The organism is Methanomicrobium mobile BP (genome assembly GCF_000711215.1).
GTDB classification, from domain to species: domain Archaea; phylum Halobacteriota; class Methanomicrobia; order Methanomicrobiales; family Methanomicrobiaceae; genus Methanomicrobium; species Methanomicrobium mobile.
Genome location: NZ_JOMF01000004.1, coordinates 264770 through 285114, shown reverse-complemented (window position 1 = coordinate 285114; position 20345 = coordinate 264770). Strand labels below are relative to the sequence as shown.

The following is a 20345-nucleotide window of genomic DNA, read 5'->3' as shown; positions in this document are numbered from 1 at the left end:
CAGGTGTGAGTCATTCCGGCAGAAGGTATAAGATTTCTTCGCGCGCGGCGTTAATTCCGACCGAAATCCGACCCGATTTCAATCCGAATCCGGCGTTGACACGTCGGCGGGACGGCGCGGCGGCAGCCCGGCGCGAATCTTGATTGACCGGCATAAATCCGCTGAATGAAAAACAGGTGAAATATGTATTATAAGATTAAACTTCAGGATAAAGTGCGCGTGCCCCCGGGACGTCTCGGAGAGGACTTGAAGTCGGTTGTCCTTGATGAACTTCAGAGACAGCTCGAAGGCAGTATCGATAAAGAGATAGGTATTTTCATTGCCGTTACCGAGATTCACGAGATCGGCGAGGGCGACATCATCCCCGGCGACGGCGCCGTCTACTACTATGTCGAGTTCGACGCGGTTGTGCTGCGCCTTGCAATGCAGGAGGTTATCGAGGGCGAGGTCGTCGAGACTACAAGTTTCGGTGCATTCGTATCTCTCGGACCCATCGATGCAATGCTTCACGTAAGTCAGATCTCCGACGATTTCATAAATTACGACGAGAAGAACAACACTCTCATCTGTCAGGAGTCCAAGAGGAAGATAAGCGTCGGCGATACCGTGCGCGCACGTGTCGTATCGCTGAGTCTTTCCGAGCGCGACCCGCACGAGTCGAAGGTCGGTCTTACGATGAGACAGGCAGGTCTCGGTACGGGCACGTGGCTTGAAGAAGATCTTTTACATGGCGGAGATGTAGCCGATGGCGTCAAAAACTAAAAAGGTTCTGAGAGTATGCCGCAACTGTCACCACGTTGTCGACGGCGAGGCATGCGTTACCTGCGGAAGTTCGAACTTAAGCGAGGACTGGGCGGGATATCTCTATATTGTCGACCCCAAACACTCGAAGATTGCTGAGAAGATGAACATAGACATGCCGGGCAGGTATGCCCTTAAAGTCCGCTGAAAGAATCGGCATCATACTTTTTTATCATGTGGTATCTGCCTGAGAAAGATCGGGTCAGGTTTAAGGCTCCTTTCGGAGTTCTCTTTCCGGATATCGAGAGCGCTCTTTTGTATGCCGGCGAAAGACGGCTTTATGCCGTAGGCGACGTCGTTACTTCGAGTATCGTCAAAAAAGGCATTATTCCGAGTATCTGCGTCATAGACGGGAGCACTATGCGCGTGCCTTTCAGAGATGCGCACCTCTCCACGCAGGCTTTGAGCGTGAAACGCTTTGAGGTCTCGAACCCGGCGGGATATATCACGGATGAACTGATAGATGCGCTTAAGAGCGCCATAGAATGTTCTACGTACTCAACGGACACAAAGCCCGCGCTCGTTCATGTCAACGGCGAGGAGGATCTGGCGGTGATTCCGCTTGTAAGGATGCTTCCTACAGAGAGCGCGGTATTTTACGGTCAGCCGGGTGAGGGCGTAGTCGTCAAAATAATAGACGATGCGGCAAAAGAACAGGCAAATGAGCTTTTTTCATATTTCGAGAGAAGGGATTGTGCAGACTCTGCCCGATGAGAGCATATCGAAAATCGATTTGCACGGTCTTTTAAGAAAGTTTTTCAATCGGTTTTAAATAAAACGGTAGACAATATTTGAGGGATATCGATGGACTTTGAATTTACCAGAGACAACGAAAACAAGCTTCTTAACCGCACGGAGCTTGAATTTGTCCTTAAATATGAAGGCGCGACCCCTTCAAGACAGGATGTTTTAGGAAAGCTTTGCGCACTGCGCAATATCGAGACGGAGAAATGCGTTGTCGATTCATTCAAGTGCGAGTTCGGAAAACAGGAGATCAAGGGAACCGCACGCATTTACGGATCTGCAGACGAGCTTAAGGCTACCGAGCTTGAGTATGTGGTCAAGCGCTGTCAGGCTAAGGAAGCTGCACCTGCGGAAGAGGCATAAATATGGCAGCAAAGAAACCGGCAAAATCAGCGGCAGTAAAGCGCTCCTCGATGTACAAGGTTGAGGGCGACAAGGCTGTTGCACAGCGCAAGAACTGCCCGCGCTGCGGTGCAGGTGTCTTTATGGCACAGCACAAGGACAGACTGGCATGCGGCAAGTGCGGCTATACTGAATTCAACAATTAAACAATATGGAATAATGCCTGAAGGAGTGCCTGAAGGGCAAATACTTGGAATTGAGGGGACGGCATGGAACCTCAGTGCCTCTGTTTTCGGAGAGGATTTAATCTCTCTTTATTCGAATCCCTACAGTCCGCCATCCGGAGGTATCCACCCCCGCGAAGCGGCGCAGCATCATGCTTCGGTCTTAAAGGAAGTCGTCTCGAAGGCGCTTTCCGAGACGGATCTCGATAAGATTGCAGGCGTAGCCTTCTCGCAGGGTCCGGGTCTGGGCCCCTGTCTGAGGACGGTGGGAACTGCGGCACGCACGCTTGCGCTCACGCTCGGCGTTCCGCTCATCGGCGTCAATCACTGCGTTGCGCATGTCGAGATAGGCAGGTTTGCCTGCGGCTGCAAAGATCCGATTGTTCTCTATGCGAGCGGTGCAAATACGCAGGTTCTGGGATTTTTGAGATCGCGTTACCGCATTTTCGGCGAGACTCTGGATATAGGACTCGGGAACTCGATAGACAAGTTTGCGAGGAGCAAGGGTCTTCCGCACCCTGGCGGTCCGCTCGTCGAGAAGTATGCAAAAGAGGGCAGTCCGATAAGTCTTCCGTATACCGTGAAGGGTATGGATCTGGCGTTTTCGGGGCTGATGTCGGCGGCGAAGGACTCGAAAGCGCCGATTGAGGACGTCTGCGCGGGGTATCAGGAGACGGCGTTTGCTATGTGCGTCGAGGTTACCGAGAGGGCGCTTGCCCATTCGGGAAAGGATGAGGTGCTGCTCGTCGGCGGCGTCGGCGCAAACCGGCGTCTTCAGGAGATGCTTGGCGAGATGTGCGATGAGCGCGGCGCGAGTTTTTATGTGCCCGAACGGAAGTATATCGGCGATAACGGCGCGATGATCGCATATACGGGGAAGATTATGCTCGAGGCGGGGCAGACTCTGTCTCCGGAGGATTCCGCGGTCAATCCGAATTTCCGTTCCGACGATGTGGAGGTCCGCTGGCGCAGCGATACGGGCAATCTTTCTTATGAGCGTGCAAACCGCATCGAATGCGGCAACGCAAGAGGCGCGGAGGCGGTCGTGACGCTCTGCGACGGCGGCAGGAACGTTCTCAAGCGGCGTCTTTCGAAGGGTTACCGCACGGCGGAGCTTGACAGGCGTCTGATTGCCGAGAGGACGCGTGCCGAGGCGCGTATGATATCCCTTGCCCGCAGATGCGGTGTGGCAACCCCCGTTATCCGCGATATTACGCATGACTCGATTGTTATGGAGAATATCCGCGGCAGCATGCTCAAGCTTGTTCTCAATGACGAAAACGTCTACAATGCGGGCGTTGCGGTCGGCAGGCTTCATTCCGGCGGCATCATCCACGGGGATCTGACGACCTCGAATATCATAGTCGCGGATGACACGGGCAGCGGGGCATCAAAGCCGTATGTCATCGATTTCGGTCTTGCCTACAATTCGACCGAGCTTGAGTCGAGGGGCGTGGATCTGCATGTCTTCTTCAGGACACTCGAGAGCACGGCGCCCGAGATGTCGCATCTTCTTAAGTCATTCTCGGAAGGCTATGCCGCGGCATTTAAAGATGCGGCGGATGTTCTGGAGCGTGTCGACGAGATAAAGATGCGCGGTCGCTATCTGCACTGATCCCGCACCGTTTTTCGGTTAGGATTTCATTTATTTTCCGTTCGAAATCAGGCATAATTAAACGGCATATTTCGCTCGGATTTCAATTAAGCCCAAAATACGCTTTTTATTTTTTACCGCGTTAAGAAAGCGTATATACTTGGCATGACTATGATATTTTATGGCATGTAAGAAACCAGAAGACAAAAAGGAAAAGAAAGAAGAGAAGAAGTCAACCGGCGGCTGCGGATGCGGCTGCGGCGGTGCAAAGAAGTCCAAGAACTGATCCGATTATTTCAGTTCATTTGATCTTTGATCATACCTGTCGCATGCTTTTCCCCGCATGTGATTCGGCATGATCAGACTCTTCAATGCTTCCCGATAATCATCAAACATCATTATTCCAATCTTTATGTTTTTTGGCATTCTCTTTTTCGCTAAACCCGGTCGTTTCCGTTCGTAAATTTTGTTGCGTTCGTAAATCTTGTTATCTTTATATCTGTCGCGGTCCAATCTATTCTGGTATCCCGAAGAACTCCTTTTTCCCCGGGATGATTCGTATATCCTAAAAGGAAGCCGTATATGCCCGAGATGACCGAGATGAGCGAAAAGAGCGAAAAGAGCGATCTGAAAGATGTGGTCGATCCTGCCGCCGATAGCGAAAGCAAATCGAAGACGGAAACCGGAATCCCCGAAATCACCGAAATTCCCGAAATCCCCGAGACCGCCGGAACCACCGAAGGCGTGGAGATTCTCACCGGCGATCCGAAGATCGCGCTCATAAAGCTCTCGATTCCCCTGATTGCGGCGATGATGCTGATGTCGGTCTATAACCTCATCGATGCCGTATGGGTGGCGGGTCTGGGAAGCGACGCTCTTGCCGCGGTCGGATTTACCGTGCCGCTTATCATCATGGTTCTGGGTCTCGGTACCGGCATAGGCGCCGGTGTCAACTCGCTTCTGTCGCGGCTTATCGGCGCCGGCGAGAGGGTAAGGGCGGACAACGCCGCAATGCACTCGTTTATTCTGACGGCGGCAGTCGCGGTTCTGATTACGGTACCCGGGCTTATATTCTTGAAGCCGATTCTGCTTGCCCTTGGAGCGGGAAGTACAATCGATCTGGCGTTTACCTATGCGCAGATTCTCTTTACGGGAACGGTGATGTTCCTGTTTACCGAGATAGGTTACGCTGTTTTCAGGTCGGAGGGCAATATGAAGCGGCCGATGTATGCGATGGCGGCGTCGGCTGTTTTGAACATTATCCTTGACCCGATCTTCATTTACGTGCTGGACTGGAAGATTGCTGGCGCGGCATGGGCTTCGATAATCTCGGTTGCGACGGTCTCCTGTGTAATGCTCTACTGGTTCTGCGTGAGAAAAGACTCCTATTTCAGATTCTCTTGGAACTGCTACAGATTCGAGGGCAAAATCATCAAAGATATGCTCGTTGTCGGCATTCCCGCAAGCCTGGAGTATTTTCTCATCGCGATTGCCGTGATTGTCATCAATCTGCTCCTTGTCGATGTCGCCAGCGAAGATGCGGTCGCGGTCTACACGAGCGCGTGGACGGTCGTGATGGTGGCGCTTGTGCCGCTGGTCTCGATTGCGACTGCGGCAATCTCGGTCTACGGTGCGAACTTCGGCGCCGGCAGATACGACAATCTCAGGATTACGCTTCTTTACGGCGTCGGAATGGGTATCGTGATAAGCGCGGTCATAGGTGCGTTCACATATGTGTTTGCGCCTAACATCGCGTATCTCTTCACCTATACCGAGGGCGGAGCGCATCTTATCGGCGATTTCGTATTTTTCATGCAGATTATGTGCCTTTACTATCCGTTCTCGGCGCTGGGGCTTATGGCGAATTCGCTATTTCAGGGTATCGGCAAGGGCGGAACTTCGCTGTGCATCAGTATCTGCCGCGAGGTTGTCTTTGTGGCAATATTCGCCTTCCTTCTCGGAAAATTCATGGGGCTCGGACAGTACGGCGTCTGGTGGGGATGTGTTCTGGGCTACATCATCGGCGATTCCGTCGCATTTGTCTGGTCGTATCTCTATGTCCGTTTTAAGATTCGGGAGACGCTTCGACGGGATGAGGCTGGCGCTGCGGTATAATTGCCGGAATCCGGTATTGTTTCGGTATTTGTCAGCGTAATTAATCTTGCATGATTTACCGCGTGATCATAATTTAGGCAATGGTGTGAATTTTTTATATCTCGGCGCATAACAAATATGACAAATCCGAAAATCATATTTTTTTCTAAATATTTCTCAGAATATTGTGTTTTTTGATTTTATACGGGCACATGTCGGTTAATTCCTGTGGGATTCTCTTAAGTTCACAGCGTGTATTTCATAAATTTTAGGATTTTCGATCGAATACCTATTGTTTTTTGGTATAATTTTATATCTTATAACGGCATTTTAAAAATTATAAAAACAGGGGCAGGTCGAGGAGATATATGAATGAGATCACAGTGGTGACCGGAAACGAGAATAAGGCACGTGAAGTCGCGGCATTCTTCGAGGGAATATGCAGCGTCGATCACATCAATATGGATCTTACCGAGATTCAGAGCGACGACGTGGGGCAGATTGCGCGTTTCAAGGCGCATGAAGCCTACGAACTCCTGAAAAAGCCCGTTATCGTCGATGACACGGGATTCTTCATCAACGCTTTCAAGGGTTTCCCGGGGGCATATTCGGCTTATGTGCTGGATACGATTGGCATCTCGGGCATTCTCTCGCTTCTTGCGGGACTTCCCGACAGAAACGGCACTTTCGTGACGGCGATTGCCTATGCCGATTCCGAAGGGATATTCGTATTCGAGGGCGAGGTAAAGGGAAAGGTAACCAAGGTGCCGCGCGGAAGCAACGGCTTCGGATACGACCCGATATTCGAGTATGAAGGCAGGACTTTTGCCGAGATAGGTCTCAAAGAGAAGTCCATGATCTCGCACAGGGCGCGTGCGCTCACCGAGTTCAAGAAGTGGTATGTGCAAAACCGCGCATAATTCCCCCGCCATTTTCATCGAAACATTTTTTTGCGTATTTTTGCAGATTTTTTGCGGATATTTAACGGTATTTTTCGGGCGGAATTTTTGTCAGTCACAGATTTTGAAACCGCCGTTCCAAAAATCTTAATATCGTATACGTCGTTGTATATAGAACTGAAAGTTAACTCAGGGGTATATAATATGGCAAAATTCCCGGAAGCAGAAGCAAGACTCCTTGATGTGCAGGTCTGTATGAAATGCAATGCAAGGAATGCAAAGCGTGCAAAGACATGCCGCAAGTGCGGCTCGGACAATCTCAGACCGAAGAACAAAGAGAGAAAAGCATAATTCTTATTTTGGCGGGTTTTCACGGAAAATCCCCGCAAATATTTTTTTGGATTTGATCAGCACGATCCGATCTTCAATCTAATTTATCGCGAAAATTATGCACTGAATTATGCACTGTTAAGCGCTGTAGTAAGTGACTTTTTTGCCGCCTTCGGAGTATTCGCCCTGATAGGTCTCGATGTTTCTCTTGTAGCCGATTCTTTTCTCGACGCCCAAGGCTCTCAGTTTTTCGCGGATTTCCATGACGTCCTTCTCGTCCGACCAGTCTGCCGTGCTAACATAGATTACGACCCTGTTGTCGTCCGATTCTGGCAGTGCTTTTGCTGTCGAGACTTTTGCCCAGATGCCGAGATTGTTTGCGGCGGTGGCGTCACGAATCTTTCTCCAGAGTTCGTCGGCTTCGGCGGCATCGGCAAAGACCAGCCATTTGCCGCCCTTGTCGTCTTCGTCCGGACCTGCGGGTGCGGGGGATGCGGTCTTTTCGGGTGCGTCCTGAACAATCCAGTACATCCTGTGTGTCTTTGAGGGGATTACGCCTTCGCCGGCGCGGAAATTCTCATACAGGGCTTCCACGGATTCGAAGTTCTCCGTGAGAGCGTCGGCAAGCATTCCGTAGTCGCGCTCGAATTCAAGGAAGATGCTCTTAAAGTCGGCAAAGAAATCCTCATTGCTCTCGACTCTCTCGAAAAGATAGCGTCCGCGTTCTTTAAGTCCCCGATTTAAGAAAATCTCGAAGATACCGTAGGCGGCATCACCCAGACTTTCGATCTCTGCATCTTCCTCCATGATAATGAGTATCTGAGATTATTCTCTAAAATATTTCGATTCGTATCACGGCGAGATCTGGGGGTAATCTCGGACGTCATCCCGGGCGCCGTAATGCCGTTTGATAACGTAATGATGTATTTAAACAATGATACGCAAATTATATTGTACATATGTTCAATGTAAGCAGTACAAATCAATGGAAGAGAGACTGGGGTCTTACGGGACGTGTTTTTCTTACATGGATTCTGATTCTCTTAGTCTATATCTTCTTTATAGGTGTAATCAACCTCCTCTTCCCGGGACACTTTTATCTGCTGATAGGTCTTGCGTTCGTGATGGCGTTTGCCCAGTACTTCTTCTCCGATAAGCTTGTGCTGATGACGACCCGCGCCAAGATCGTCGAAGAAAACGAGTATCCCGAGTTTCACCGTATGATTCGCAAGCTCTGCACGGAGGCGAATCTGCCGATGCCGAGGATTGCCATCATGCCGTCGTCGGTTCCTAACGCGTTTGCGACGGGAAGAAGCCCGAGCCATGCGGTTGTTGCCGCTACCGACTCAATCATGAGACTTCTGACCGAGGAAGAGCTTGAAGCGGTCATGGCGCACGAACTTTCGCATGTCAAGAACCGCGATATCCTGACGATGACTATTGCAAGTTTCATTGCAATGGTTGCGTCGATTATTATCCACAATGCGTTCTTTATGAACATTCTCGACGGACGCAACAATAACGGGGCATGGATTATCATGTTCATTGTTGCAATCGCGGTCTGGATTGTCTCGACGCTTCTTATGCTTCTTCTCTCAAGATACCGCGAGTTTGCTGCGGACAGGGGAAGTGCGGTCATCACGCGCAATCCGCGTGCGCTTATCTCGGCGCTCAACAAGATCAGCGGCAGAATGGACAGCGTTCCCGAGAAGTACAAGCAGGAAGTCGCGGGCGCAAACGCGTTCTTTATCATTCCGGCTCTTACGGGAAAGAGCCTGATGGAGATTTTATCGACGCACCCGTCCCTCGAGAGACGTGTTGCGGCGCTTGAGAAGATTGAATCCGAGATGCGCGGATACTGACGCCGATACAAATCCCTTTTTTATATTTTAATATTTTTGATATTTCCTGTTTTGATATTTTCAGCCGTGTTTTCGGCAGTATTTTTGTGAGTATTGCCAATAAGAAGAATTAATAAGAAGAAACTTCAATCTATAATGGCACAAGTCGATTGTGTTTGCACCGATGGTCTAGTGGCATGACTTTGGCCTTCCAAGCCAATAGCCCGGGTTCAATTCCCGGTCGGTGCACTCAAAAAAGTCATTTAACCGGAATATAATATTCTGTTTTTTTGTTTGTTCTGTGTTCTTTTTGTTTGTTCTCTGTTCAGTTGCGCTTTATATGGCTCTTTGATGTATATCTGCTGGTTATTTGCTGCTCGTTTTGTCGTTATTCCGTGCTTATGCCTTTATGTCCGAGATCCTTATGCCCGTTTTGGCGACTTATAGGATATCAGCGCCGAGCATGTGCCGATTATGCCGAGGAAGAAGAACAGGATAAATCCGAGATTTATCGAGGATACCAGTGCCGTGTGATCGGCTTCCGCGAGGACGGCGGATCCGACGCCGATGGAGAATACGAGGGATGCGAGCGCCATCGAGATCATCATGCCCGAGACCCGCATTGTGCTTAAGACGCCGGATGCCACGCCCGATGATCTGTCTTCGACGCTGTCCATTACCGTATGGGTGTTCGGCGCCGAGAAACAGCCGTATCCTATTCCCGTGATGCAGAGCGCAATCATGAGTATCCATACCGGCGTATCCGCGGTTATGAAGATGAAGGTAATCAGACTTACCGTGATAAGACCCATTCCGAAGGCTGCCAGCATTCCCGAGTCGTATTTGTCGGAGAGTTTGCCGATATATATCGAGAATATCATCTGGAAAACGGGCTGTGAGATAAGGAGCATGCCGGAGATCATGGGATCGAATCCTCTGACCGTCTGAAGGTAGATGCTGAAGAAGAAGCTGATGGCGAATGTCGAGCTGTAGTTTATCAGCGCCGCCAGATTCGAGTAAGTGAATCTCTTATTGCCCCTGAAGAGTTTTATTTGGAATACGGGGTTTTCGTGGCGGAGTTCGTACCTGTAGAATGCCGCAAAGAGGATGACGGCGGCGATAAAGAGCGGTATGCTTGCCTGCGAGATTATGCTTACGGCAAGCATTGCGCTAAGAATCATCGCCGCATATATCACCGAGCCGAGTGTGTCGAATTTTTCCGCACTCTTCTCTTCCTTAAAGCCTTTGGCGACATGAAGGGTCATTGCCATGGCGATTACCGAGATAATTATGGTGAAGAGAAAGAGACTTCTCCAGCCGAAATATTCGGTAAGGAAGCCGCCGAGGAAGGGTCCGAGTGTGGTTCCGAGGTAGACGCCGGCGACGTTGATGCCGAGTGCGTATCCGCGGTGTTCTCTGGGGATATGGACGGCGATGATGGCAATCGCGGTTGCGAATATCATTGCGCTGCCGATACCCTGAACGATTCTGCCAAGTATCAGTACGGCGGCGGACGGGGCAAGCATGCATATGAGCGAGCTTAAGGCAAAGAGCAGGATACCGGCTTCGAATATCTTCCAGCGTCCGCGCATGTCGGCAAAGCGTCCCATGGGGACTATGAAGAGCGCCGATGTAAGAAGATAGGCGGATACTATCCACGAGAGGAGCAGGACGCTTCCCGAAAATTCCAGTCCCATTGCGGGAATTGCGAGATTGATGGAGGAACCCATGAACGGCGTCATGAAAGCGGTTATCGTCGTTGCCGAGAGTATCAGCCTGTCTTCATCTCTCATTACTGTTTGAATTGTCGTTGAAAAATAAATATTCACTGATGCGGGCGTGAATAATGAAAAAATCTAATATGAGATAACTGCAATGAATATTGTTGTTCGCGGTGACGCGGATAAGTCGCATATATGCAGTGACTTGATCTGCCGCGAACCGAGTTATGCAGGGACCTGTGGTCTAGCTGGTTAGGACGTTGCCTTCACACGGCAGAGATCGAGGGTTCGAATCCCCCCGGGTCCATTTTTTTTATGACTTCAATGAATGAATTTTTGAATGTATTTTTGTTTTAATACATCATAATCATGATAAAAGAGAAAAATGAAATTAAGCAAACATTTTATGTCAGTTTTTCTCCCTCGGAATAAATGTCTCCAAATTTCATTTCAATTTTATCTCCGTCAAAATTTTCAGGAAGGGTTAGGAAAAATGTTGACTGTATTGTTTTTGCGTCTCCTGCTTGTATAATGCCGAAGTATGCCTGTTCCTTCAGTATCTGTTTATTATTATATAGGAAAATAACATCTACTCGAACATCTTTTGCATCAGCGGTGCCTTGATTAACGGCAGTTAATTCTGTTTTAACAGGCATGGGGTTCTTTAGTGCATCAAATCCAGTTACTTGCCAGTTTCCGTTTACAGATATCTGTATATATCCCCCAACAACGTCAGCACATCCACACGATAGGATTAAAGAAACTACTAACAGTCCCAAAACCAACTCTTTTGTTTTCATGTTTTTTAATATTTATTGGATAGTGATATATGTTTCGTCAATCTCGTAAATCAATTGCACTGGCGAAAAAAAACCTTTGACTTATCTAAATTTACAATGATGGAAACTGTTCTAAATATGAGATGTATCTGCTATGTGTCATTCTTATTATGAAATTTAATCGCTGAAGAATTGAAAAAAAAGAAGTTTTGTTGTTATTTTGTTTCTTTTTCGTTATCTGTTTTGATATTATTATGGCTCAACCAGTAATTCTCCGTTGGCATATATTTTGCCGACCTTCATCCTTAGTTTATCAAAGTCGAAGGCATCCGGATGAGTCAGATCATAGGATTTCTGGAGATTGTTTGATTTGCCTTTCTGGATATATCCGAATTCTGCCATATCGGTCAGTATCTGTTCGCCGTCGTAGATGATGATAATCTCTGCCTTAACGTTATCCGCATCGTAATTACCCCTGTTTTCGGCGATCAAATCGACTTCAAAGGGTGTGGGATTTTTTGACTCGTCTGCTTCGAGAACTTTAAAGGTTCCGTCTACGGCTATCACGGTCGGTCCCGTGACACTGACCGTGGACGAAGATGTTGACGTGGTCGTACAACCGCAGGCGAGGACTAACGCAATCAACAAAACTCCGAGTATCAATGCAGTTTTCTTCATGCGTATAAATGTTCGTCCGATGAATAAATTGCTTATGTTGATTGCATACCGATTCGATGAGGATTGCGGCGCTGTTTAGGTCAATCGGAATGTCGCAAAAATAAAAATGCCAAAAAAAGAGTTTTGATGTTTTGAATAATTTCGGATTGTTTCGACGAATTATTTACTCATTCAGGCTTTGACCGTCGACGTAAATGTTGCTTATGGTCATGTCGAATTTGGTTCTGTCGAAGGTCTCCGGAATGTCAAGCATATATTTCGCTTTGAATTCTTTTGAATTTCCTGCCGATATATCTCCGATGTCTGCCTTTTCTGTCAGTATCGTCTTATCGTCATAGGTGAATACTATGTCTGCCTGAACATTCTTTGCATCGGATTTGCCCTGATTGAGGGCATCCAATTCGATTTCGATGGGCATGGGATTCGAAGACAGGTCTTCTTTGTTGATCTCCCATGTTCCGGTTATGACGACCTCGGAAGGAAGCGTTATACTGACCGAAGATGAGGATGAGGACGTGGACGTAGTCGTACAACCGCATGCAAGTACTAAGGCAATTACCGAAAGTCCGAGTATTAATGCTAATTTCTTCATGATTAAAAATATTCGTCGTTTAAATAAATTTTTTTCGTTGATTGCATTCTGATTTTGATGAGTAATTGATGAGTATTGACGAGGTTGCGATTAGGTTTGACGAGGTTGTGAAACAGTAATGGCACAGTTTTGGTCAGGTTCCTCAAAAAAATATAAGGTTCTTGTAATGTTGTTGTAAGGTTATGTCCCCATTGTATATACCCGTTCAACCCCTTTGCCCTTTATGAAAAAATTATGAATAATGTGTATCATAAACTATAAGGGTTATTTATCCATGGAAAGAATGATTGGAACGGTCGTACGCGGAATACGTGCGCCCATTATCAGAAGCGGCGACGATCTCGCCGAGATTGTAACGCAGTCCGTGCTTAAAGCGGCGGAAGTTGAGCACATAACGCTCGAGAACCGCGACATCGTCGCCGTAACCGAGGCTGTGGTGGCACGCTCGCAGAACAACTACGCAACCGTCGACGACATAGCCGCGGACGTAAAAGCAAAACTCAAGGGCGGCACCATAGGCGTAATCTTCCCGATATTAAGCCGCAACCGCTTTGCAATCTGTCTTCGCGGCATAGCAAAGGGCGCAAAGAAAGTAGTCCTCATGCTCAGCTACCCCTCCGACGAGGTCGGCAACCACCTGATATCGTGGGACGCTCTTGACGCCAAAGGAGTCGACCCCTACAAAGACGTTCTCACACTCGAGCGCTACCGCGAGCTCTTCGGCGACAACGTCCACAGGTTCACCGGCGTCGACTACGTAAAATATTACTCCGACCTTATCCGCGACTGCGGCGCCGAGGTCGAGGTCATATTCGCAAACGACGCAAGAGCAATTCTGCCGTATGCAAAGAATATCCTCACATGCGACATCCACACCCGCGAACGCACAAAGAGACTCTTAAAAGCCGCGGGTGCCGAGGCTGTCTGCGGTCTTGACGAGATTCTGACATCCTCCGTAAACGGCAGCGGCTACAACGAGAAATACGGTCTGCTCGGCTCGAACAAGGCAACCGAAGATAAAGTAAAGCTCTTCCCGAGAGATTGCGAGAAGTTCGTCAACGCCGTTCAGAAGAAACTTGTCGCAAAGACGGGCAAACTCATAGAGGTCATGATCTACGGTGACGGCGCCTTCAAAGACCCAATCGGAAAGATCTGGGAACTTGCCGACCCCGTAGTGTCGCCGGCATACACGGCAGGTCTTTCCGGACAGCCCAATGAAGTAAAACTCAAGTATCTTGCCGACAACGAATTCGCCGAGCTCTGCGGCGACGAGCTCAAATCGGCAATCAAGGAATACATACGCAACAAGGACAAGGACCTTGTCGGCAACATGGTCTCGGAAGGAACAACCCCGCGCCAGCTCACCGACCTTATCGGCTCACTCTGTGACCTCACGTCGGGCAGCGGCGATAAAGGAACACCGATTGTTCTGATTCAGGGATACTTCGACAACTACACGGCCGAGTAAGTCCTCAATACGCGAATACGCAATCGCAAATACGCGAATAAGCAAACAGCAAATCCACAAATCCGCGTGATTCCGTACGAAGAACAAATATAAAATCAATCATTCTTATCTTTATTTTACCTGACTTCCATTTTTTAAGATTTTTCTGCCGCGACCCGTGATTGCATGCCTCATCGGGATTAAACAAAGCGGCAAAAAAAACAAGTCCCTGTTGGCTGAATGTAATGTCTGATATACTATAAAGTCAAAATCAGTTTACACATCGACAGCGGATCGGCGTCTGAAAATACATTATATCCGATAATTGCCGTCAATACGCCGAAACAGGATTGTGCGTGGCGGAATTTACTGCCGAAATTGGAGATGAGATCATTACCGAAGAGATAAGCCCCAAGTCCGGAGAGCAGGGCGGACAGGGGGAAAACGGCAATATAATTACCGAAGGTAACCTTATAAAAGCCCTTCTCATAGTCGCACTGCCGATTATACTGAGCAACGCTCTTCAGAGTGTCCTTGAGATCGTTGACATGTACTTCATAGGACAGCTGGGCAACACCTCGATTGCCGGCGGTTCGGTGAGCATGTCGGTAATTATGGTGCTCATGACCGTCTTCATCGGTCTGATGACGGCGACGGCGGCATTCATCTCCCGCGCCTACGGCTCGAGCAATCATGACCGAATACCGGTAATTCTGGCGCATTCCCTGATTATGGCGGCAATAGTCTCGGTAATCATTGCGCTGATAGGTATATTCTGGTCCGAGGACATTCTCTTAATCTTAAGCCAGGATGCCGAAGTCGCCGCCGAAGGCGCCCGATTCCTCGCGCCACTTCTCACGGGTATATTTACGATAGTCGTACTGATGATTATCGTGACCGCATTTCAGGCAAGCGGCGATTCAAAGACTCCGATGTATGTGATGATAGCCATCAACATCGTCAATATCATCCTGAATCCGACCCTGATTAACGGTTTATTCGGTCTGCCCGCATTCGGAATAACGGGTTCGGCATATGCCACAATTCTCTCGAGGGCATTCGGTATCTTTGTCTTCGCAGGTATTATCTATCTCCTGCCGGCATACCGGTCAAGACCCGTAAGGCTGCCCGTGCATTTCAAATTAGAGCCTAAATTGCTCATTGATGTTATCTTTGTCGCAGTTCCGAGTGCCGTTCAGATGGGTGTCAGAAGCGTATCCTTCATGCTCATGATGTGGATAATTGCCTTCTACGGCGAGGCTACGATTGCGGCATACGGCATCTGCATACGATTCGATATGCTGGGACTCATCATAGTCATGGGATTCGGAACGGCAATTGCCATCATGGTCGGTCAGAATCTCGGCGCAAACAGACCCGACCGCGCAAAACAGGCTGTCAAATATGCCGTTGCGCTCTCGGTGGGTTTCATCTGCATAGTTACGGCAATATACAGCATCTATGCCTCGGATCTCCTCTATATCTTCGGTCTTGAAGACGAGGCTCTTGACGTGGGCATAAGCTTCATGCATGTGATACCGCTCTCGTACTGTCTGATTGCGACCGCGATGACGCTCGGTTTCGCGATGAACGGCGCCGGCGCCACAAGACCCGGAATGTATTCGGCAATCATCGGCATGCTCATTGTCCAGTGCTCTGCCTCGTATTACCTGATGATCAGCGGCTATCCGATAGACTGTATCTGGTATGCGGTCGTTCTGGGTGTGATCTGCATGTGCGCGACCAACTATCTCTTCTTCCGCCACGGCGGCTGGCTGAAGAAGAAACTGGATCTCGGCGGCGAAAGCTGAGATTCAATCTTAAATTTAAAAAAGCACGATTTTTACAGCAACATCAATTATTGCGACACTATCGTTTTTTACGACAATATCATTTATTGTGACATTATCAATTATTACGGCATAATTAAAAAGAGCGTCAGGAAAGGATTATTTTTCTCAGTTCCCTTACCGCTGCGGTTACGTCGGGTTTGGCAAGAACAGCCGAGATTACCGCGCAACCGTCCGAGCCCGCGTCCATCACGGATTTTGCATTCGAGGCATTGATGCCGCCTATCGCAATCACGGGGAAATCATTGCCGACTGCCTTTCTGATTTCGGAGAGCATCTTCAGCCCTTTTCCGCTCCCCGCGTCATCCTTGGAGGTCGTGTCAAAGACGGGGCTTAATGCGACGTAGTCGGCGCCGTCGGCTGCGGCACGGAGGGCTTCTTCGACGTTGCCGACCGAGATGCCGATGAGAAACCCGGTTGATTTCGGCATAAGCCTGCGTGCCTCCGAAAGCGGCATGTCATCCTGTCCCAGATGGACACCGTTGGCACCCGACTTCACGGCGACGTCGATATTGTCGTTGACGAAAAAAAGCGGGTGGTAATTCGGGTTTTCTCTTTCAAAAAGCTGTTTTAAGGCAACAATGTTCTTTGCGGTTGCAATCAGCCCTTCATAGCCCGTATCCTTTTCGCGTAGCTGAAGAGCATCGCAGCCGCCCGCAAAACAGAGTTCCGCCTGTCTTTCATGCGAAAGTCCCCCCGAGACTTTTATGTCGGTGACGATGTAAAGTGCGTAGGGATTTGGATTTGTATGCGGATTTGTATGCGGATTTGCATGGGAATTTGCATGGACGTTTCCATGAGGATTTCCGTGAGAGTTTGATTCCGACGGCATTTTGACCACGATTACGGTATTTTATGATGTTAAAAAATGATTAAAAAGATTATGGTTTAATATGCTTAATCTTGGCATCCACTGCGAATTCGACGGATTTCAGGCGTGACATCTCATCGGCAAGACCTGCCCTGAACGAGTAGGGTCCTTTTGCGTAGACTGCCGCTTTCTGACCGCAGAGACCCATGAGCGCAACGCCGCACGCCGCGGCAGTGAGGTAATGGTCGGTAACCGCACAGAAGGCCCCGATTACGGACGCCGTCATGCAGCCCGTTCCCGATAATGCGCCCATTCTGCTGCAACCGTTAGAGACCGTGAGCACGGTTTCGCCGTCCGAGACGATATCGACCTCGCCTGTCATCACGACGACGCTGCCGGTAAGCTCGGCGCACTTCTTTGCGACCTCGACGCGGTCGCCTTCGAGACTTCCCGAATCGACACCGCGAACCGTAGCCTGAGCGCCGGCGAGAACACCTATCTCACCCGCATTGCCTTTGATAACGGCAAACTTTACCTCTTTTAAGAGCCGAAGAACGCTCTCGGTCCTGAACTTCGTTGCCCCGATTCCGACGGGATCCAGAATAACGGGTATTCCTTTACGATTTGCGCTTTTGCCTGCGGCAATCATCGAGTCAATGAGCGAAGCCGAGAGGGTGCCTATGTTAAGGACAAGGGCGTTCGCGATACCCGTCATCTCTTCCACTTCGTCTATGCTGTCTGCCATAACCGGCGATGCACCGACACAGATTGTGATGTTGGCGCAGTCGTTTACCGTGACGTAATTGGTTATGTGGTGGATCAGAGGCTTTTTACTCCGTATCTCATCCAGAAGTCCGGAAGCAATTTTTCTATCCATTCTCTCAAATGTTGTGCAGTATCATTTATATTCTTACTTACTGCCTGTTTCACGGGATTTGTGAATGTCTCAGAAATTTCATCCTTACCCGACGGTATAACGAAAGAGTCTGCCGTCGCATTCGTCAGCATTCGGCTGCTTTCTGACCGCAAGGATCGCATGTCAAACCGCATTCGGAAATCCGTTACTCAAAAGTATATAATCAAACATTACCAAACTAATATGGAAATCCGAAATAAACGGACGATAACAGAACGAAACAATACAATCTACATCAATCGGGGAGAAAATGTATTCGATAGTTACGGGCGGAGCGGGCTTTATCGGCTCAAACCTTGTCGACGCTCTTGTTAAACGCGGTGACAGAATACTTGTCATCGACAACCTTTCGGCAGGCAGACTTGAGAACATCCAAAAGCACATCGATTCGGGAAGGGTTGAGTTCCTTAACGCGGATCTGAGGGCACAATCGGGCTGGGAAAAGAGTTTTGCCGGCGCCGACAGGGTCTTTCACATAGCCGCCGACCCCGACGTCCGTGCGAGCGCAGGTATACCCAAGCCCGTCTTTGAGAGCAATACGGCGGCGACAATCAACGTCCTCGAGGCAATGAGGAATAACGGCGTAAAGACGATTGTTTTCACCTCGACATCGACGGTCTACGGGGAGGCGGACGTAATCCCGACACCCGAGGACTATTCCCCGATGATACCCATCTCAATCTACGCGGGTTCAAAGCTAGCGGCGGAGGCGATGATTGCCTCGTATGCCTACACCTTCGATATGCGGGCTGTGGTCTTCAGATTCGCAAACATTATCGGACCGAGAAGCAGTCACGGCGTAATCTGGGATTTCGTCCACAAACTCATGGACAATCCCAAAGAACTCGAGATCCTCGGCGACGGCAAGCAGTCGAAGTCGTATTTCGAGGTATCCGCCTGTGTGGATGCCGTCCTCTTCGCCGTCGATAACTCGAAGGATACCTTCAATTTCTACAATATCGGCTCCGAAGACTGGATAAGCGTAACCGAGCTTGCCGAGATTGTCGTAAGCGAGATGAAGCTTTCCGATGTCAAGTTCAGATACACCGGCGGAACACGCGGCTGGGTAGGAGATGTCCCGAAGATGCAGCTGAGCGTCGATAAACTGAAGGCGCTCGGATGGAAGCCCGAGACAACCTCGAAAGAATCGGTCAGAAGTGCGGTAAAATCCCTCCTGGACGAACTGAATTATTTCGAATAGGATAGAATAGGATAGAATCGGATAGAATAGGATAATTCGGTTCATTCGGTTCATTCGGGTCGATACCGGTCATGCCGATCGATGTCGGTCGGTTCGGGTCGGTGTGTGTCCGTGTGTTTTGCACAGAAAACACACTATATTATCCGATAAGACAATGTTATAGAGTAAACAAAAAATTCGACCGCGAAAAATGCGGTAGAAGACGAATAAAAATAGACAATACCTTAGATTTTCCGGAGGATAAAATGAAGTATATTGTGGTTCTCGGAGACGGAATGGCGGACTGGAAATGCGATGAGATAGACGGCAAGACTCCTCTCGAATTTGCCAACACTCCGAACATGGACCTTATTGCGGAGCGCGGACGGTGCGGAATGCTCAGGACGGTATCTCAGGGATTCGACCCGGGAAGCGATGTCGCAAATCTGGGCGTCCTCGGATACCGCGCCGAAGAATGTTACACCGGACGCGGTCCGCTCGAAGCCGTAAGCATGGGCATCGATTTGAAGCCCGCGGATCTTGCATACCGCTGCAACCTTGTGAATGTCACCGACGGCGTCATGAACGATTTCTCGGCGGGGCACATTTCGTCGGCGGAAGGTGCACTTCTCTTTAAGGAGCTCAACGAGAAGCTCCCCGCACGTGCACGCGGATATCCGGGCGTAAGCTACAGGAATCTGCTCGTTATCGGCGACGGCAGGGGCGCGACGACAAAACCGCCGCATGACATCACCGGCGAGAAGATTGCGGAATACGTCCCCAAAGGCGGCGACGAAGATATTCTTGCGGAGTGCGTCGCGATAAGCCGCGAGGTATTTAAGGACAGCCCCGTCAATAAGAAGAGGATTGCGGAGGGCAAGACTCCAGCCACACAGATCTGGCCGTGGAGCGGCGGTAAAAAGCCCGTCCTTGAGAACTTCAGGGAGAAGTACGGCGTCAGCGCCGGCATGATCTCGGCAGTCGACCTCTTAAACGGTATTGCGGTATGTGCGGGCATGAAGACCATCAAGGTGCCCGGGGCAACGGGTTACCTCGATACCGACTACAAAGCAAAGGCGGATTACGCGATAAAGTCCTTAAAAGACGGTCTTGACTTCGTTTACATGCATGTGGAGGCGCCCGACGAGGCAGGTCACCTCGGCAGTCTGAAGGAGAAGGTGCTTGCGATTGAGAGGCTTGACGGTGTCATAGGCGAGATCCTCGATGCTTTCGAGGGCGAAGAACTCAGGATTGCCGTTCTGCCCGACCACCCCACCCCGATTGCGCTCAAGACGCATACCGCCGATCCGATTCCGTTTGCAATCATGGGTCCCGGCATCGAAGCCGACAGCTGTCAGGTATATTCCGAGGCGGAAGCGGCGGCATACGGCGGATACGGTCAGTTGAATGCGAAGGATTTCCTGCATACCTTCTTCGGAAATTAAGGCCAGTAATATAAGAAAATTGACCTAGAAAAATAAAAAAATAAAAGTAAAAAAGAT

21 protein-coding genes and 2 tRNA genes are annotated in these 20345 nt (G+C 49.4%); 16 read left to right on the top strand and 7 right to left on the bottom strand.

The genetic code is table 11. From position 1 onward, the window contains the following. Window positions 1-183 precede the first annotated feature (183 nt). The 9 genes from T502_RS01365 to T502_RS01320 all read left to right on the top strand — a co-directional run bounded on the left by T502_RS01365 (window position 184) and on the right by T502_RS01320 (window position 7049). Window positions 184-762 carry a DNA-directed RNA polymerase gene (locus T502_RS01365; protein ID WP_042705274.1) on the top strand — a complete coding sequence of 193 codons (579 nt, stop codon included), beginning with the start codon at window positions 184-186 and terminating at the stop codon, window positions 760-762. Next, the gene (spt4, locus tag T502_RS01360) at window positions 746-949 is read left to right on the top strand and encodes a transcription elongation factor subunit Spt4 (protein ID WP_042705273.1); all 204 of its coding nucleotides are present in this window, start codon (window positions 746-748) and stop codon (window positions 947-949) included. Before T502_RS01365 ends, spt4 begins: the two co-directional genes overlap by 17 nt. A gap of 26 nt (window positions 950-975) precedes the next feature. Then, on the top strand, window positions 976-1515 hold the full coding sequence (locus T502_RS01355; RefSeq protein WP_042705272.1) for a GTP-dependent dephospho-CoA kinase family protein: 540 nt from the start codon (window positions 976-978) through the stop codon (window positions 1513-1515). Between the two features lie 90 nt (window positions 1516-1605). Further along, a complete protein-coding gene (locus T502_RS01350) occupies window positions 1606-1908 on the top strand; it encodes a 30S ribosomal protein S24e (RefSeq protein ID WP_042705271.1) in 303 nt (100 codons plus the stop codon). Window positions 1909-1910: 2 nt separating this feature from the next. Next, complete coding sequence (locus tag T502_RS01345; protein ID WP_042705270.1) at window positions 1911-2093, top strand: 30S ribosomal protein S27ae; 183 nt, start codon at window positions 1911-1913, stop codon at window positions 2091-2093. 13 nt (window positions 2094-2106) lie between these two features. Then, window positions 2107-3726 (top strand): bifunctional N(6)-L-threonylcarbamoyladenine synthase/serine/threonine protein kinase, encoded by a 1620-nt coding sequence (locus T502_RS01340; protein ID WP_042705269.1) that lies wholly within the window; start codon window positions 2107-2109, stop codon window positions 3724-3726. A gap of 561 nt (window positions 3727-4287) precedes the next feature. Further along, the gene (locus T502_RS01330; protein WP_245597730.1) at window positions 4288-5820 is read left to right on the top strand and encodes an MATE family efflux transporter; all 1533 of its coding nucleotides are present in this window, start codon (window positions 4288-4290) and stop codon (window positions 5818-5820) included. Window positions 5821-6167: 347 nt separating this feature from the next. Continuing rightward, window positions 6168-6719, top strand: coding sequence for an XTP/dITP diphosphatase (locus T502_RS01325; protein ID WP_042705267.1), 552 nt, complete (start codon window positions 6168-6170; stop codon window positions 6717-6719). Between the two features lie 183 nt (window positions 6720-6902). Further along, the gene (locus T502_RS01320; RefSeq protein ID WP_042705266.1) at window positions 6903-7049 is read left to right on the top strand and encodes a 50S ribosomal protein L40e; all 147 of its coding nucleotides are present in this window, start codon (window positions 6903-6905) and stop codon (window positions 7047-7049) included. Window positions 7050-7166: 117 nt separating this feature from the next. On the opposite strand, the gene T502_RS01315 is transcribed toward T502_RS01320, so the two are convergent. Then, window positions 7167-7835 carry a putative phosphothreonine lyase domain-containing protein gene (locus tag T502_RS01315; protein WP_042705265.1) on the bottom strand — a complete coding sequence of 223 codons (669 nt, stop codon included), beginning with the start codon at window positions 7833-7835 and terminating at the stop codon, window positions 7167-7169. Window positions 7836-7987: 152 nt separating this feature from the next. Here T502_RS01315 and htpX point away from each other — a divergent pair, with 152 nt between their 5' ends. Further along, entirely contained in the window at window positions 7988-8890 is a 903-nt protein-coding gene (htpX, locus tag T502_RS01310; RefSeq protein ID WP_042705264.1) for a zinc metalloprotease HtpX, read from the top strand. 157 nt (window positions 8891-9047) lie between these two features. Beyond that, window positions 9048-9118, top strand: a tRNA-Gly gene (locus T502_RS01305). A 173-nt stretch (window positions 9119-9291) separates the two neighbouring features. On the opposite strand, the gene T502_RS01300 is transcribed toward T502_RS01305, so the two are convergent. Further along, window positions 9292-10662: an MFS transporter gene (locus tag T502_RS01300; protein ID WP_042705263.1), complete on the bottom strand. Its 1371-nt coding sequence runs from the start codon at window positions 10660-10662 to the stop codon at window positions 9292-9294. Window positions 10663-10823: 161 nt separating this feature from the next. On the opposite strand from T502_RS01300, the gene T502_RS01295 reads away from it, so the two are divergent. Continuing rightward, window positions 10824-10897 (top strand) — tRNA-Val (locus T502_RS01295). Between the two features lie 97 nt (window positions 10898-10994). On the opposite strand, the gene T502_RS01290 is transcribed toward T502_RS01295, so the two are convergent. The 3 genes from T502_RS01290 to T502_RS01280 form a co-directional block, all read right to left on the bottom strand. Next, complete coding sequence (locus T502_RS01290) at window positions 10995-11390, bottom strand: hypothetical protein (RefSeq protein WP_042705262.1); 396 nt, start codon at window positions 11388-11390, stop codon at window positions 10995-10997. 231 nt (window positions 11391-11621) lie between these two features. Continuing rightward, window positions 11622-12014 (bottom strand): hypothetical protein, encoded by a 393-nt coding sequence (locus T502_RS01285; protein WP_042705261.1) that lies wholly within the window; start codon window positions 12012-12014, stop codon window positions 11622-11624. Window positions 12015-12210: 196 nt separating this feature from the next. Then, entirely contained in the window at window positions 12211-12639 is a 429-nt protein-coding gene (locus tag T502_RS01280) for a hypothetical protein (protein WP_042705260.1), read from the bottom strand. 274 nt (window positions 12640-12913) lie between these two features. On the opposite strand from T502_RS01280, the gene T502_RS01275 reads away from it, so the two are divergent. Both T502_RS01275 and T502_RS01270 read left to right on the top strand, forming a co-directional pair. Continuing rightward, window positions 12914-14107, top strand: coding sequence for a coenzyme F420-0:L-glutamate ligase (locus tag T502_RS01275; protein WP_042705259.1), 1194 nt, complete (start codon window positions 12914-12916; stop codon window positions 14105-14107). A 335-nt stretch (window positions 14108-14442) separates the two neighbouring features. After that, entirely contained in the window at window positions 14443-15897 is a 1455-nt protein-coding gene (locus T502_RS01270; RefSeq protein ID WP_245597729.1) for an MATE family efflux transporter, read from the top strand. A gap of 127 nt (window positions 15898-16024) precedes the next feature. Here the strand turns inward: T502_RS01270 and thiE are convergent, their stop codons facing one another. Both thiE and thiM read right to left on the bottom strand, forming a co-directional pair. Further along, complete coding sequence (gene thiE / locus T502_RS01265; protein WP_084172933.1) at window positions 16025-16768, bottom strand: thiamine phosphate synthase; 744 nt, start codon at window positions 16766-16768, stop codon at window positions 16025-16027. Between the two features lie 49 nt (window positions 16769-16817). Beyond that, the gene (gene thiM / locus T502_RS01260) at window positions 16818-17624 is read right to left on the bottom strand and encodes a hydroxyethylthiazole kinase (protein ID WP_042705258.1); all 807 of its coding nucleotides are present in this window, start codon (window positions 17622-17624) and stop codon (window positions 16818-16820) included. Between the two features lie 289 nt (window positions 17625-17913). On the opposite strand from thiM, the gene T502_RS01255 reads away from it, so the two are divergent. Then, the gene (locus T502_RS01255; protein ID WP_042705257.1) at window positions 17914-18864 is read left to right on the top strand and encodes an NAD-dependent epimerase/dehydratase family protein; all 951 of its coding nucleotides are present in this window, start codon (window positions 17914-17916) and stop codon (window positions 18862-18864) included. A gap of 245 nt (window positions 18865-19109) precedes the next feature. Next, on the top strand, window positions 19110-20288 hold the full coding sequence (locus T502_RS01250) for a cofactor-independent phosphoglycerate mutase (RefSeq protein ID WP_042705256.1): 1179 nt from the start codon (window positions 19110-19112) through the stop codon (window positions 20286-20288). The last annotated feature ends 57 nt before the right edge of the window (window positions 20289-20345 follow it).